Below are 14,416 nucleotides of genomic sequence, written 5' to 3' on the forward strand. Positions count from 1 at the left end.
CACCCCCGGAGGGCATTCATGACCGCAACGAAAGTTCACGTGCACCTGTTCTACGGCGCCGATCCGCGGACCTACCGCCAAGGCGAGAACATCGGCTGCCTGTACGGCTATCACCACGCGGAGTCCGACGAATTCCGGCTGAGCTATTCGCAGGACCGCCGCGAGAATCGCGTCGCGGGCGTCGCGCGGCGAGCGCTGAAGGCCGCGCTCGGCTTCGACGTCGTGCACGCCTGGCGCAACCGCGGCGCGTTGCTGAACGCCGACGTGATCTGGACGCACACCGAGCAGGAGCACCTCGCGACCGCGCTGATCCTCAAGCTCGCGGGCGCGCAGGGCAAGCGCCCGCTGCTGCTCGCGCAAAGCGTGTGGCTGTTCGACAAGTGGAGCAGCTTCGGTGCGCCGCGCCGCTGGCTGTACCGCAAGCTGGTCGCGCGCGCCGACGTGCTGACCACGCTCGCGCGCGACAACGCCGAGCTGTGCCGCCGCTATCTCGGGCGCGACGCGACGTTCGTCTATTACGGCCTGAACACGCAGGACTTTCCGCCGATCGAGCCGGTGCAATGGCAGCCGGGCCGGCCGCTGCGGATCGCCGCGATCGGCAACGACCGCGATCGCGACTGGCGCACCTTCCTGGCCGCGTTCGGCGGCGACGCGCGCTACGACGTGCGGCTCGCGACGCGGCGGCGCGTGCCGCGCGAATGGCATGCGCCGAACGTGCAGATCGGCTCCGCGTCGGGGCTCGCGAAGCAGCACGAGCTGTACGCGTGGGCCGACGTGATCGTCGTGCCGCTGCGGCCGAACTTCCATGCGTCGGGCATCACCGTGATGCTCGAGGCGGCGGCGGTCGGCAAGCCGATGATCGTGTCCGACGTGGGCGGGCTGAGCGACTACTTCCCGCACGACACGGCCGCGTACGTGCCGGCGTTCGACGCGCAGGCGATGCGCCAGGCCGCCGATCGCTTCGTCGCCGATCCGTCGGCCGCGCTCGCCTGCGCGCGCGCCGCGGCGGCCTGCCTGCGCGAGCGCAATCTGACCACGCAGGCGTTCGCCGAGCAGCACGTGCGGATCACCCGCGACCTGCTGCGCGGGCGGCGCACGCCCGCGGCGGCGGAGCTGGCGATGCCGCTCGCGGATTCGCAGCCTTCGTCGCGATGAGTGCGGATCGATGAGTACGATCGCCGCCGAACGCGCGCCGTCGCGCAGCCGCAGCTGGTTCGCGGAGCCGAAGCACTGGGCCGGGCAGGCCGCGCTGTGGTCGTTTACCGCCGCGCTGATCGCCGTGCACCAGGGCAAGGTGCTGACGCTCGCGTTCCCGGTGCTCGCCATCGCGGTCGGCGTCTGGCTGTATTTCAAGAGCCCGGCGCGCTACGTCGGCTTCATGTGGTGGGTGTGGTTCCTGAGCCCCGAAGTGCGGCGGCTGGCCGACTGGTCGAAGGGCGCGTTCACGCCGACGAGCCTGATCCAGGTCGCGCCGCTCGCGGTCACGATGATCGCCGGCCTCGGCCTGATCCGGCATTACCGCGTGCTCGCGCAACGGCGCGGGATTCCGGTGCTGCTGATGCTGTTCGGGCTCGTGTACGCGTATCTGGTCGGCATCGTGTCGAGCGGCGTGATGGCCGCGACCTACGACCTCGCGAACTGGCTGTACCCGATCCTGATCGGCTTTCACATCATGGTCAACGCGCGCAACTATCCCGAGTACCGCGACGTGCTGCTCGCCACCTTCATGTGGGGCATGCTCGTGATGGGCGTGTACGGCGTCGTGCAGTACTTCGTGATGCCGCAGTGGGACGTGCTGTGGATGGTCGGCTCGCAGATGGGCTCGCAGGGCGAGCCGGTGCCGTACGGCGTGCGGGTGTTCAGCACGATGAACTCGTCGGGGCCGTTCGCGTTCGCGATGATGGGCGCGCTCGTGTTCGTGCTGGTCGCGCCGCAGCGGATTCGCTGGGTCGCCGGCGCGGCCGGCTTCGTGTCGTTCGCGCTGTGCCTGGTGCGCTCGACCTGGGGCGGCTGGGTGATCGCGCTCGCGATCCAGCTCGTGCAGTCGAGCAATCGCGTGCGGATGCGCATCCTGATCAGCGGCGTCGTGCTGGTCGGGCTGTGCGTGCCGCTGCTGACCGTCGGGCCGGTGGCCGACCGGCTGGGTCAGCGTCTGGAATCGATCACGAACCTGAAGGACGACCGCAGCTACGACGACCGGAACAAGTTCTACGCGACCTTCGCGCAGACCGCGTTCACCGACGTCGCCGGCGAAGGGATGGGCGCGACCGGCGCCTCGACGAAGCTGTCGAGCGACAGCGGCGAGCTCGGCAAGTACGGCAGCTTCGACAGCGGCGTGATGAACGTGCCGTTCGTGCTCGGCTGGCCCGGCACGCTGCTGTATCTCGCCGGCGTGGTGATGCTGTTCGGCCGCACGTTGCGCGCCGCGTTCAAGCTGCGCAAGGACAAGTTCGTCGGCGCGTGCCTGAGCCTGTGTCTGTCGACGTTCGCGATGCTGGTCTTCACGAACTCGCTGATCGGCACGGGCGGGCTGCTGATGTACACGGCCATTTTTTCCATACTATCCGCGGCGCACTGGCAGAAGGCGCAGCGCCTGCTGGCCGCCGCGCGTTCACGGGGAGGCGACCATTGAGAATCGCGATCGTCACGCATGTCGTGCGTCATAACGACGGGCAGGGCCGCGTCAATTACGAAATCGCGCGCGCCGCGCTGGCCGAGGGCTACGAGGTCACGCTGGTCGCGTCGCACGTCGCGCCCGAGCTGCTGGCCGAACCGCGCGTGCGCTGGGTGCCGGTGAAGGCCGGGCGCTGGTGGCCGTCGAATCTCGTCAAGCAGCAGGTGTTCGCGCTCAAGAGCGCGTGGTGGCTGCGCACGCATCGCGCCGAGTACGACGTGCTGCACGTGAACGGCTTCATCTCGTGGGTCCGCGCGGACGTGAACACCGCGCACTTCGTGCACGGCGGCTGGTTCAAGAGCCCGTACTACCCGTTCGGGCTGACCAAGGGGCTGTGGTCCGCGTACCAGTACGTCTATACGCGCGTGAACACGGCGCTCGAGCGCTGGGCATACCGGCGCTCGCGCGCGATCACGGCCGTGTCGCAGAAGGTGGCCGACGAGATCGCCGGGCTCGGCATCGACAGCCGCAAGATCAGCGTGATCTACAACGGCGTCGACGCCGGCGCGTTCGCGCACGCGCAGGCCGACCGCGCGGCCTTCAAGCTGCCGGACGACGCGTTCCTGCTGCTGTTCGTCGGCGACCTGCGCACGCCGCGCAAGAACCTCGGCACCGTGCTGAAGGCGCTGACGCAGTTGCCGGCGAACGTGCATCTGGCGGTGGCCGGCTATCTGCCGGGCAGCCCGTATCCGGACGAGGCGCGCGCGCTCGGCATCGACGCGCGCGTGCATTTCCTCGGGCTGGTGAAGAACATGCCGACGCTGATGCGCTCGGTCGACGCGTACGTGTTCCCGTCGCGCTACGAAGCGATGAGCCTGTCGCTGCTCGAGGCGATGGCGGCCGGGCTGCCGGTCGTCACCGCGCGCACCGCCGGCGGCGCGGAGATCATCACGCGCGACTGCGGGATCGTGCTGGAGGACCCGGACGATCCGGCCGCGCTCGCGCAGGCGATCGGCTCGCTCGCCGCGTCGCGCGAGACCTGCCGCGCGATGGGTGAAGCCGCGCGCGAACTGATGACGCGCTTCGGCTGGGCGCACATGGGCGCGCAGTACGTCGCGCTGTACCGGCGCATCGGCGAACCGTCGCAGCCGGTCGCGTTCGAGCGCGCCGACGATGCGCTCACGCAGGAGCAATCGTGTTGACGTGTTCCGCCGCCTGACCGCGGCGCATTCCCACAGCTGATCGCGCGATCCGGCGCACGCATGCGTGCGGCGGACCTGGCGAGTTTCTCGGAGCAACTGATGAATCAATCTTCCCGGCCGATCAAATCGTTGCAGATCGGCATGCACTGGTTCCCCGAACGTGCGGGCGGCCTCGACCGGATGTACTACTCGCTCGTCGGCGCGCTGCCCGGTGCGGGCGTCGAGGTGCGCGGGCTGGTGGCCGGCTCGCCGAAGGTCGCCAACGACACGGGCGGCGCGATCCAGGGCTTCGGGCCCGCATCGCAGCCGCTCGCGCGCCGCATGCTCGCCGCGCGCCGCGCGTTGCGCGACGAAATCCGCAGCGCGCGGCCCGACGTGATCTCGTCGCACTTCGCCCTCTATACGTTCCCGGGCCTCGACGTCACGCGGGGGATTCCGCAGGTGTCGCACTTCCAGGGGCCGTGGGCCGACGAAAGTCAGGTAGAGGGCGCCGCGTCGCTGGGACAGCGCGCGAAGCGCTATCTCGAACAGGCCGTCTACGTGCGCTCGTCGCGCCTGATCGTGCTGTCGCAGGCGTTCGGCCAGATCCTGACGAACCGCTACGGCATCGATCCGTCGCGCGTGCGCGTGATTCCCGGCTGCGTCGACACCGCGCAGTTCGACACGCCGCTCACGCCGGCCGATGCGCGCCACAAGCTGCAATTGCCGCAGGACCGCCCGATCGTGCTGGCGGTGCGGCGGCTCGTGCGGCGCATGGGGCTGGAAGACCTGATCGACGCGATCGGCATCGTCAAGCGTCGTCATCCCGACGTGCTGCTGCTGATCGCCGGCAAGGGCAAGATCGGCGAGGAGCTGCAGCAGCGCATCGACGCCGCGGGGCTTCAGGACAACGTCAAACTGCTCGGGTTCGTGCCGGACAACCATCTCGCGGCGCTGTACCGCGCGGCGACGGTCAGCGTCGTGCCGACGGTCGCGCTCGAAGGCTTCGGGCTGATCACCGTCGAATCGCTGGCGTCCGGCACGCCGGTGCTGGTGACGCCGGTGGGCGGGCTGCCGGAGGCCGTCGCGGGGCTGTCGAGCGACCTCGTGCTGCCGTCGACCGGCGCCGACGCGATCGCGGAAGGGATCGGCGGCGCGCTGTCGGGCGCGATCGCGCTGCCCGACGAAGTCGCATGCAAGCGCTATGCGCGCGAGCACTTCGACAATGCGGTGATCGCGCGGCGCGTCGCCGGCGTCTATGAAGAGGCGATCCGCGCGGCCAGCTGAGCGCGCGACGCACCGCGACCGGCGCGCAGCGCGACCTCGCGCCGCGGCACGGACCGGCTCGCCCGACTTCGGCGAGCCGGTTTTTTTTCGTTCGTTGCATGGCCGCCGCGCGGGCGGCGCGACGTGTTCGGCGTGTGCTATCGGCGCTGGAGCGTCGCGGCCCATACGCACGACGCGGCCACGCTGACCGCCGCGCCGAGCGCGCAGACGCCGAGCCAGCCCGCGTGCGCATACGCGATTGTCGAGGCGATCGCGCCGAGCCCGCTGCCCGCCGAATAGAACAGCATGTAGCAGCCGACCACGCGCGCGTGCGCATCGGGCCGCGCGCCGAGGATCATGCTCTGGTTCACGACGTGGACGGCCTGCCCGCCGACGTCGAGCAGCAAGATGCCGACGACCAGCCACGCGATCGACGTGCCCGCGAACGCGAGCGGCAGCCACGCGCACGCGAGCAGCAGCAGCGCGGCGCCCGTCGTCGCCTCGCCGCGCCCGCGATCGGCGAGCCGGCCCGCGCGTGCGGCCGCAGCGGCGCCGAGCGCGCCCACCAGCCCGAAGGCGCCGATCTGCGTATGCGACATCGGCTCCGGTCCCGCGCTGAGCGGCAACACCAGCGCGCTCCAGAAGATGCTGAACGCGGCGAACATCAGCAGCGCGATCGCGCCGCGCACGCGCAGCACGCGCTCGGTGCGCAGCAGCGTGACCATCGAGCCGAGCAGCGCCGCATAGCCGATCCGCTCGCGCGGCGCGTCGATGGCCGGCAACAGGCGGGCGAGCGCCGCGAGCATCGCGAGCGCGGCCGCGCCCGACACCAGATACACCGCGCGCCAGCCGGCGAGGTCCGTCACCACACCCGCGAGCGAGCGTGCGGCGAGCAGGCCGATCACGACGCCGCCCTGCGCCGCGCCGACCACGCGGCCGCGCTCGCCGGGCGCCGCGAGCGCGGCCGCGCATGCGATCAGTCCTTGCGTCGTCGCGGTGCCGAGCAGGCCGAGCGCGACCATGCCGGCCAGCAACGCGATGCGTGTCGACGCCGTGGCCACGCACGCGCATGCCGCCGCCAGCAGGACGAGTTGCACGGCGATCAGGCGCTTGCGGTTCAGCAGATCGCCGAGCGGCACGACGAACAGCAGCGCGAGCGCGCAGCCGAGCTGCGTCGCGGTGATGACGCCGCCGATCGCGGCCGGCGCGACGCGGAACTCGCGCGCGATCGAATCGAGCAGCGGTTGCGCGTAGTACACGTTCGCGACGCTCGCCGCGCAGCAGACCGCGAGCAACGCGACGGTCGCGGTCGGCACGCGGGCCTGGTTCGCGGCGCGCGGCGGCGCAGCCGACGCGGCCAGGTCGGAGCAGCAGGACGATTCCATCGGCGTTCTCACTCAAATAGTTGCAAATAGAAACCTGTTGGAGTGTAGAAAAACAAGTTTTAAAATGCAACTGAAAAGCGTCGGGCGACGGGCCCGCGCATCGAGGGCGGCCCACGCGGCTGAAAGGAAAGCGGAGAGCAATATGGCCAGACAGAGAAGTCTTGCGGATTCGCCGTGCCCGGTGGCGCGCGCGACCGATATCGTCGGCGATCGCTGGGCGTTGCTGATCGTGCGCGACGCGTTCGACGGCGTGCGGCGGTTCGGCGATTTTCGTGCGAGCCTCGGCGTCGCGAGCAACATCCTGTCCGACCGGCTCAGGATGCTGGTGGACGCCGGCGTGTTCGAAGTCGTGCCCGCATCGGACGGCAGCGCATATCAGGAGTACGCGTTGACGAAGAAGGGCGAGGGGCTGTTTCCCGTCATCGTGATGCTGCGGCAGTGGGGCGAGGCGAACCTGTTCGAGCGTGGCGAGCCGCGTTCGGTGCTGATCGATCGCAACACCGGCCGCGCGCTGCGCAAGATCGCGTTGCGGCACGACGACGGGCGCGCGGTGAAGGCGGCGGAAACGTTCGTGCGCAAGGTCGTCGACGATTCGAACGGGCCGCGCTGACGCGCGGCTGCGCATCGCGCAATCGCGGTTGGCGTCTGCGATCGGCCGGCTCGTCGTGCGCCGACGATGGACCTGCCGATCAGTCCGCGGCCGACACCGGCCGACGTGCGGCCGCCGCGTCACGATGTGGGTCGCGATGCGCGTCGCGCCGCACCAGCGTCGCGAGCAACGCGGCGGCGATCAGCAGCGCTACCGACACGGCGGTTTCGACGCGCAGGCCGTGGACGGTCTGCGCTGCGCCGCCCGCGCCGGTGAGCGCGCCGAAGGCGGCGACGCCCATCGCGCCGCCCGCCTGACGCGCGGTGTTCAACACGGCCGACGCGATGCCCGCGCGCGCGGGCTCGACCGACGCGAGCACGGCCGTCGTCATCGCCGGCACCGCGAAGCCCATGCCGGCCGGGATCAGCAGGAACGGCACGAGCAGCAGCGGCAGCGGCGTCTGGGCGTCGACGAAATGCAGCGATCCGTAGCCGACGGCCGCGACCAGCGCACCGGCCAACATCGGCATGCGCGGGCCGTCATGCGCGACCGCGCGGCCGCTCGCCAGATTCGACAGCAGGAAGCCGCCCGTCAGCGGCAGGAACGCGAGGCCCGCCTGCAGCGCCGTTTCGCCGCGCACGCGCTGCAGATACAGCGCGAGCACGAACACGGTGCCGTAATAGGTGAGGTTCACGCAGACGCCGAACAGCACGGCCGCGCTGAACGTGCGGCGACGGAACAGCGACAGCGGCAGCATCGGCGCCGTGCTGCGCGCCTCGACCGCGACGAACGCGAGCGCGGCGAGTGCCGCCACCGCGAAGCCGCCCGCGACGACCGGATGCACGAAGCCGAGCGGCCGCCATTCGATCACGGCGGCGGTCAGCGCGGTGAGCATCGCGATCGCGATCAGTTGGCCGCGCACGTCGAGCGGGCGCGCGGCGGCCGGCGGCGGCGCCGCATCGGCGCGCCGCGCGGGCACCCACGCGAACGTGGCCGCGAGCCCCGCCGCGCACAGCGGCAGATTCACGAGGAAGATGCCCCGCCAGCCCCAGGCGGCGATCAGCAGCCCGCCCACCACCGGGCCGGCGGCGATCGAGATCGATCCCGCGGCCGTCCATGCACCGACGGCGCGCGCGCGTAGCCGCGGGTCGTGCCGGCACGCGTCGTTGAGCAAGGCGAGCGAATTCGGCAGCATTGCCGCCGCGCCGATGCCCTGCGCCGCGCGGGCGGCGATCAGCATCGCGGGCGAGACGGCAGCGCCGCACGCGAGCGACGCGACCGAGAACAGCACGAGGCCTGCGACGTACAGGCGGCGCGCGCCGAAGCGGTCGCCGAGCGCGCCGCCCGTCAGCATCAGCACCGCGAAGGCGAGCGTGTACGCATCGACGACCCACTGCAGCGCGGCGACCGGTAGGTGCAGATCGCCGGCGAGATGCGCGAGCGCGATGTTGACGATCGTAACGTCGAGCTGCGTGACGACGAAGCCGACGCTGACGGTTGCCACGACGCGTGCGAGCGCGGGCGGCAGGGCGGGGGAGCGTGACGTGTCCATGCGCGTATCGTAGGACGCGCCGGGTGCGGGATGTTTCGGCCTGCGGTGAAGTATCGATGTTGCTGAGGATGGGGATGCGAGGCGGGTGGCCGCGCGATGCGACGGCTTGACGGCAGCGCGTGTGCCCGATGCCACCGCCGATGAGGACGTGAAGCAAGCAACGCCATGCGGGTGGCCGCGCGATGCGACGGCTTGACGGCAGCGCGTGTGCCCGACGCCACCGCCGATGAGGACGTGAAGCAAGCAGCGCCATGCGGGTGGCCGCGCGATGCGACGGCTTGACGGCAGCGCGTGTGCCCGATGCCACCGCCGATCAGGACGTGAAGCACGCAACGCCATGCGGATGTCGCGCGATGCGGCGGCTTGACAGCAGCAGCGCCCGAGCCGCCCCAAACCTTTCAGTGCCGCTCGCTGCGCCAGCGCCCGGGCGCGACGCGGAAGCGCTTCGTGAACGCGTGCGTGAAGGTGCTCTGATCGGCGAAGCCGACCATGCCGGCGATGTCGACGAGCGGATGACGGCCGTCGGCGAGCAGCACGACGGCCGCGTCGAGCCGTAGCCGCTGCAGGTAGCGGTGCGGCGTTTCGCCGAACGCGTCGACGAACAGTTGATGAAAGCGGCGCATCCCGTAACCGCAGTGCGCGGCGAGATCCGCGATGCGCAGCGGCTCGGCGAGCCGCGCGCGCAGCCAGCGGTCGATGCGCGCGAAATCGAGGCCCACAGCGGGCGCGGCGAGGCTGGCGTCGTCGAGCAGCGCATCGCACAGGCGCGCCGCAGCGTGCCACTGGAAACGATGCGCACGCGCGGCGTCGGCCGGTCCGTCGAACTGCGCGGCGGCCGTCGCGACCTGCGCGACCAGCGACGTCAGCGCCGGATCGATCGAGACCGCGCGTGCGCGGTCGAACAGACGCTGCGGCAGCGCCAGCGACGCGACGGGCAGGTCGAGCACGAGCTGGCGATTCTCGCCGAGCCCGGCGTACTCGTGGCGCGCGCCCGCCGGGATCAGCCATGCCGCATGCCGGTCGATGCGGCGGCCGACGCCGTCGACCGCCATCACCATCGCGCCGTCGACGCCCAGCACGACCTGATGGAAATCGTGCACGTCCGACGCCTCGCACGTGTCGTAACGGCGCAGCGCGATGGCGGGAGACGGCACGCGTTCCATCGGAAGGGCGTCGGCAGCAGGCGTCAGACGGCGAGCAGCTCGACTTCGAACACGAGCGTCGCGTTCGGCGGAATCACGCCGCCTGCGCCGCGCGGGCCGTAGCCGAGTTGGGGCGGAATCGTCAGGCGACGCACGCCGCCCACCTTCATGCCCTGCACGCCTTCGTCCCAGCCCTTGATGACCATGCCGCCGCCGAGCACGAACGCGAACGGGTCGTTGCGGTCCTTGCTCGAATCGAATTTCTGACCGTCGGTCAGCCAGCCCGTGTAGTGGACGCTGACGGTCTGGCCCGCGGCGGCTTCCGCGCCGGTGCCTTCGGTCAGGTCTTCGATTTTGAGGCCCGATGCGGTCGTGGTGACGGACATGACTTCTCCTGAGAGGGGTTGAGTAAGACCGCTATTGTAGGCGAGCCCGCCGCGCGTCACCGGACGCGGCGCGCGCATGGCCGGGCGGGCGCCGCGCGCCCGGCGCGGCCGCTGACGTCGGCGCGCGCGAAACCCGAATGGAACGCGCGTTTGAATTCGGCTGCGATCCGATCGATCGCGCTGCACCGCGCGGTCGCAGCTCGCGTATGAATCGTGGCGGCACGCGCGTACCGCGGCGCGTCGCAAGCCGCGTGCGATCGCCTGGAACGCCCGCCGCACGGGGCTTTCGCGGCGATGCCGCCACGCGCGTGGGTGCCGCGCGTGCCGGTCGCGCAACGGTTCGCGCGTTCGAATCGCGGTCCATCCACACGCTGCACGAACGCCGTTTTTGCGACGCCGCGTCCGGTGCGCCGTTTGGAAGCGCGCGTCTACCGTTCGGCTTGCCCGCGCCACCGGACGGCGCCTATCTTTACATCTATCGATGTCAAGATCAGTACGTTGCGGGACGGCGTGCGCGCCGCACGGCCTTCGAGGCTGCCCGCCGCAAGGAGAACGACCAACATGAAGTCAGCCGCTTCCGCCGCCGCCATCGCGGCCGACGTGATGCCGGTGCGCCGCGACCTGCGCTTCGAGCTGGCGGTCGAGCGCGCAAAGGATTGGCACGCAATGGGCCCGCACGTGACCCACTTCTTCAACGCGCTGTCGCTGCTGTTTCCGGCCGGCGAACGCTTTTTCATGGACTCGGTGCGCAACTACCGCGACCGCATCGACGATCCGCTGCTCAAGCAGCAGGTGCTCGGCTTCATCGGCCAGGAGGCGATGCACACGCGCGAACACGTCGAATACAACGAGCTGATGCAGGCGAACCGGCTGCCGGCGCGCAAGCTCGACAAGCGCATCTGGACCGTGCTCGGGTACCTGAAGCGCAAGCTGCCGCATTCGATGCAGCTCGCGCATACGGTGGCCGCCGAGCACTACACGGCGATGCTCGCCGACTGGCTGCTGAGCGACCCGACGCGCCTCGACGGCTCGGTCGACGGCTATCGGCAGATGTGGCTGTGGCACGCGCTCGAGGAAACCGAGCACAAGGCCGTGTCGTTCGACGTCTGGAACGCGGCGATCCGCCCCGGCCCGCGTCGCTATCTGATCCGGATCGGCGCCTATCTACTGACGACGCTGACGTTCTGGCCGACCGTGTTCCTGCTGCACGTCACGCTGTTGTCGCGCGATCGAGCGATCCGGCACCGGTTGCGCGGGATGCTGCGGATGATCGCGTTCCTGTACGGGCCGCGCCGCGGGCTGTTTCCGCGCATCGCGCGCGAATGGCTCAGCTATTTCCGGCCGGGCTTCCATCCGTGGGACCACGACAACCGCCATCATCTCGCCCGGGTGGATGGGCTCGTCGCCGCATCGCGCGCGGCCAGCCTCCCGTCGGTCGGCCGCGGCCGCGCCGGTGCGCTCGGGCCGATCGCTTCGACGCGCTGACGCGGGGTGAGGGGCGCTTTGGGGCGCGAACGGGTGCGCTGCGGCGCCCTGACCGGCGCGTGTTGCGTTCCTGCATCATCGACGCCTTCATCCGACGATTGACCGAGGTCAATCGGAAAACGGTTACGCATGCGCGGCCCGCGCTGCGCACTGCGAGCGCCGCCGCGCCCGCGTCGGTCCGACCCACGCCCGTCCCGCATCCGTCCAGCGCCTGGCCCGCTCCCGACCGGCGCACTCCCGGACCGCTCGCGCGCGCCCCGGAAAATCCCACCAATCGGGATAACCCCCATCCAGCCGCCCCTCGGCGGTATCGATATACCGTTCATCGACCGATTCGCAGGCCGCGCGATTATTGCCTTGGGGGATTCTATTCGGACGGAAATGCGGCCAATATGTGGGTTCGAACAGCTGCGTCGCACGCCGCGACGAGCCGGCGCACGATACCAACGCCAAGCGGGGAACAACGATGGTTGCAAAATCACCCGATGCAAACCCGACGGCGGCCGAAACGCCGCTCTTGTCCGTTACCGCACCCGAGGCAGGACGCAAGCTGTTCGTGATCATGCGTTCGCCCGACGAACCGTTGCTCGCGCAACTACGCGACCTTGGCTGGGAAGTCTCGGTCGCGAAGACGGCCGGCGCCGCGCAGAACATGACATCCGGCGTCAACGTCGCGGCCGGGCTCATCGATTTCACCGGCTTCACGTCGCGCGACTATCCGGCGCTGAAGGCGTGTCTGAGCCAGCCCGCGATCGGCTGGATTTCCGTCGCGCAGGGCGGCGTCACGATCAGCGCCGCGGTGCGCGAGATGATTCGCAGCTACTGCTTCGACTACGTGACGCTGCCGTTGCCGTACGAATGGATTTCGCACGTGCTCGGCCATGCGCGCGGGATGGCCGCGCTCGATCGCGTCGACGGCGCCGCGTATGCGGCGTCGATCGGCGAGCACGGGATGATCGGCAACTGCGAGGCGATGCAGCAGTTGTTCAGCACGATCCGCAAGGTCGCGAAGACGGACGCGAGCGTGTTCATCTCCGGCGAGTCGGGCACCGGCAAGGAGCTGACCGCGCTCGCGATCCACGAGCGCTCGGTGCGCGGCAAGGGGCCGTTCGTCGCGATCAACTGCGGCGCGATTCCGCATCATCTGCTGCAATCCGAGCTGTTCGGCTACGAGCGCGGCGCGTTCACCGGCGCGAACCAGCGGCGCGCCGGGCGGATCGAGTCGGCGAACGGCGGCACGCTGTTCCTCGACGAAATCGGCGACATGCCGGTCGAGAGCCAGGCGAGCCTGTTGCGGTTCCTGCAGGAAGGGAAGATCGAGCGTCTCGGCGGGCAGGAATCGATTCCGGTCGACGTGCGGATCATCTCCGCGACGCACGTCGATCTCGACGGCGCGGTCGAGGCCGGACGCTTCCGCGCGGATCTCTATCACCGGCTCTGCGTGCTGCGCATCCACGAGCCGCCGCTGCGCGCGCGCGGCAAGGACATCGACATCCTCGCGCATTACGTGCTGCAGAAATACAAGGCCGACAGCGGCCGCAAGATCAGCGGCTTCACGTCGGCGGCGCTCGACGCGATGCGCCGCTACGAGTGGCCGGGCAACGTGCGCGAGCTGATCAACCGCGTGCGGCGCGCGATCGTGATGGCCGAGAGCCGGCTGCTGACGCCGCACGATCTCGGGCTCGACGTGCCGGGCGAAACGGAGCCCGTGACGCTCGAGCAGGCGCGCTCGCTCGCCGAGCGCACGGCGATCGAGAACGCGCTGCTGCGCAACGATCACCGGATCAACAAGGCGGCCGCCGAACTCGGCATTTCGCGCGTGACGCTGTACCGGATGATGATCGAGCACGGGCTCAACGATCACGACAACGGCGGCGAAAACGGCAAGGACGGCTCGCCGGCCGGCGACGCGGACAACCAGCGCGTCGGCTGAACGCGGCGCGTAACGGCGCTGCGGCGGGTCCCGGCCGTGCGCCCGTGCGCGGGCGATTCGCGGTTCTGTGTAAAGCCCGTGAAACGTTTCGTGCCGGCGTGCGCGCGAACCGGCGCGGCGATCGCCCGCCATGGCGCGCCGCACGCGCCGGGCAAATTTTCCACACCCGCGCCGAGCATCGGCCTGCGGCGTATTCCGCGTCGCCGTGCGGTCGCCGTTCCCCTATCGCGTGTTTCAGTTTTGAAACGTCAGGCCTGCTGGCGCCGGTTCGCGGCGCAAGTCGTCCGACGAAAGCCCCGTGGCGACGGGCCTGCGCGCGCCTGGCGCGCTCCTTGCGAATGTCGAGGTGCGAAAGTCGACGACGGGCATCCGGCCGGTTCGGCAGCACGACGGACGAACACGGCCGGAATCGAGCTCACGGGGAGGGCGGCGGCGCGCGCGACAGGCGCGCGCCGCGCGGCAAGGGCCGTCGTCGAGTCGCCGGAGCGCCGGGGTCTTCCGGACGCCGAAACAAGCAGCACAGCGACTACGGGGTACCAAAAATGAACCATCGTCACACGCCGCTGCCGGCTGGCCGCGATCGCAGCGATGCGTTGCATCGCCGCTCGAGCGCGCAGCGCGCGGCCGGCCGCCATGCATCGACAGGCCAGCTTTGCGCGCTCGGCGCGAGGCGGATCCGGCTGATTCCCGGCCATCCGCGTCGCGCCGGTGCTTTCACGCTCGCCAATCCGATCCGGATGGGCATGTGTGCGCGCGCGCGGGTGCCGCGACGCCCGATCTTCACGTTCTGACGTCGAGCGCTCGCGGCGTGGGGGAATCGTCCGCGATGCCGGCGATACGCGGCAGCGTGCCGCGCGAGACGGGCGACGAAACCGGCGCGGCA

The 14,416-nt window shown here is 70.4% G+C and carries 12 protein-coding genes; 8 read left to right on the top strand and 4 right to left on the bottom strand.

Features of this window, described 5'->3' with window-relative positions; all coding sequences use genetic code 11:
- Nucleotides 1–18 precede the first annotated feature (18 nt).
- From MYA_RS18805 to MYA_RS18820, 4 genes are all read left to right on the top strand, one after another.
- Nucleotides 19–1,155 carry a glycosyltransferase family 4 protein gene (locus MYA_RS18805; RefSeq protein WP_011881539.1) on the top strand — a complete coding sequence of 379 codons (1,137 nt, stop codon included), beginning with the start codon at nt 19–21 and terminating at the stop codon, nt 1,153–1,155.
- A 10-nt stretch (nt 1,156–1,165) separates the two neighbouring features.
- Nucleotides 1,166–2,632, top strand: a complete 1,467-nt coding sequence (locus MYA_RS18810) for a glucose-6-phosphate isomerase (RefSeq protein WP_011881540.1) — start codon at nt 1,166–1,168, stop codon at nt 2,630–2,632.
- On the top strand, nt 2,629–3,816 hold the full coding sequence (locus MYA_RS18815; RefSeq protein ID WP_014724616.1) for a glycosyltransferase family 4 protein: 1,188 nt from the start codon (nt 2,629–2,631) through the stop codon (nt 3,814–3,816). The genes MYA_RS18810 and MYA_RS18815 overlap by 4 nt, the downstream gene beginning before the upstream one ends.
- Before the next feature lie 99 nt (nt 3,817–3,915).
- A complete protein-coding gene (locus MYA_RS18820) occupies nt 3,916–5,082 on the top strand; it encodes a glycosyltransferase family 4 protein (RefSeq protein WP_011881542.1) in 1,167 nt (388 codons plus the stop codon).
- Nucleotides 5,083–5,219: 137 nt separating this feature from the next.
- Here the strand turns inward: MYA_RS18820 and MYA_RS18825 are convergent, their stop codons facing one another.
- A complete protein-coding gene (locus MYA_RS18825) occupies nt 5,220–6,446 on the bottom strand; it encodes an MFS transporter (RefSeq protein ID WP_014724618.1) in 1,227 nt (408 codons plus the stop codon).
- A gap of 142 nt (nt 6,447–6,588) precedes the next feature.
- On the opposite strand from MYA_RS18825, the gene MYA_RS18830 reads away from it, so the two are divergent.
- A complete protein-coding gene (locus MYA_RS18830; RefSeq protein WP_011881544.1) occupies nt 6,589–7,056 on the top strand; it encodes a winged helix-turn-helix transcriptional regulator in 468 nt (155 codons plus the stop codon).
- A 79-nt stretch (nt 7,057–7,135) separates the two neighbouring features.
- Here MYA_RS18830 and MYA_RS18835 read toward each other — a convergent pair whose 3' ends face one another.
- From MYA_RS18835 to MYA_RS18845, 3 genes are all read right to left on the bottom strand, one after another.
- The gene (locus MYA_RS18835) at nt 7,136–8,587 is read right to left on the bottom strand and encodes an MFS transporter (RefSeq protein WP_014724620.1); all 1,452 of its coding nucleotides are present in this window, start codon (nt 8,585–8,587) and stop codon (nt 7,136–7,138) included.
- A 398-nt stretch (nt 8,588–8,985) separates the two neighbouring features.
- Nucleotides 8,986–9,750, bottom strand: a complete 765-nt coding sequence (locus MYA_RS18840; protein ID WP_014724621.1) for an AraC family transcriptional regulator — start codon at nt 9,748–9,750, stop codon at nt 8,986–8,988.
- A gap of 23 nt (nt 9,751–9,773) precedes the next feature.
- On the bottom strand, nt 9,774–10,115 hold the full coding sequence (locus MYA_RS18845) for an FKBP-type peptidyl-prolyl cis-trans isomerase (protein ID WP_011881547.1): 342 nt from the start codon (nt 10,113–10,115) through the stop codon (nt 9,774–9,776).
- Nucleotides 10,116–10,676: 561 nt separating this feature from the next.
- Here MYA_RS18845 and MYA_RS18855 point away from each other — a divergent pair.
- The 3 genes from MYA_RS18855 to MYA_RS18865 all read left to right on the top strand — a co-directional run bounded on the left by MYA_RS18855 (nt 10,677) and on the right by MYA_RS18865 (nt 14,324).
- A complete protein-coding gene (locus tag MYA_RS18855; protein WP_011881548.1) occupies nt 10,677–11,600 on the top strand; it encodes a metal-dependent hydrolase in 924 nt (307 codons plus the stop codon).
- Between the two features lie 466 nt (nt 11,601–12,066).
- Nucleotides 12,067–13,533, top strand: coding sequence for a sigma-54 dependent transcriptional regulator (locus MYA_RS18860; protein ID WP_011881549.1), 1,467 nt, complete (start codon nt 12,067–12,069; stop codon nt 13,531–13,533).
- A gap of 542 nt (nt 13,534–14,075) precedes the next feature.
- Nucleotides 14,076–14,324 carry a hypothetical protein gene (locus tag MYA_RS18865; RefSeq protein ID WP_014724625.1) on the top strand — a complete coding sequence of 83 codons (249 nt, stop codon included), beginning with the start codon at nt 14,076–14,078 and terminating at the stop codon, nt 14,322–14,324.
- Nucleotides 14,325–14,416: the final 92 nt, after the last annotated feature.

The organism is Burkholderia sp. KJ006 (genome assembly GCF_000262695.1).
Classification (GTDB): Bacteria; Pseudomonadota; Gammaproteobacteria; order Burkholderiales; family Burkholderiaceae; genus Burkholderia; species Burkholderia vietnamiensis.

Coding starts and splice junctions, on each gene's coding strand:
- MYA_RS18810 (WP_011881540.1), top strand. CDS start 1,166: ATGAGTACGATCGCCGCCGAACGCGCGCCGTCGCGCAGCCGCAGCTGG.
- MYA_RS18845 (WP_011881547.1), bottom strand. CDS start 10,115: ATGTCCGTCACCACGACCGCATCGGGCCTCAAAATCGAAGACCTGACC.
- MYA_RS18830 (WP_011881544.1), top strand. CDS start 6,589: ATGGCCAGACAGAGAAGTCTTGCGGATTCGCCGTGCCCGGTGGCGCGC.
- MYA_RS18865 (WP_014724625.1), top strand. CDS start 14,076: ATGAACCATCGTCACACGCCGCTGCCGGCTGGCCGCGATCGCAGCGAT.
- MYA_RS18820 (WP_011881542.1), top strand. CDS start 3,916: ATGAATCAATCTTCCCGGCCGATCAAATCGTTGCAGATCGGCATGCAC.
- MYA_RS18825 (WP_014724618.1), bottom strand. CDS start 6,446: ATGGAATCGTCCTGCTGCTCCGACCTGGCCGCGTCGGCTGCGCCGCCG.
- MYA_RS18840 (WP_014724621.1), bottom strand. CDS start 9,750: ATGGAACGCGTGCCGTCTCCCGCCATCGCGCTGCGCCGTTACGACACG.
- MYA_RS18855 (WP_011881548.1), top strand. CDS start 10,677: ATGAAGTCAGCCGCTTCCGCCGCCGCCATCGCGGCCGACGTGATGCCG.
- MYA_RS18835 (WP_014724620.1), bottom strand. CDS start 8,587: ATGGACACGTCACGCTCCCCCGCCCTGCCGCCCGCGCTCGCACGCGTC.
- MYA_RS18805 (WP_011881539.1), top strand. CDS start 19: ATGACCGCAACGAAAGTTCACGTGCACCTGTTCTACGGCGCCGATCCG.
- MYA_RS18860 (WP_011881549.1), top strand. CDS start 12,067: ATGGTTGCAAAATCACCCGATGCAAACCCGACGGCGGCCGAAACGCCG.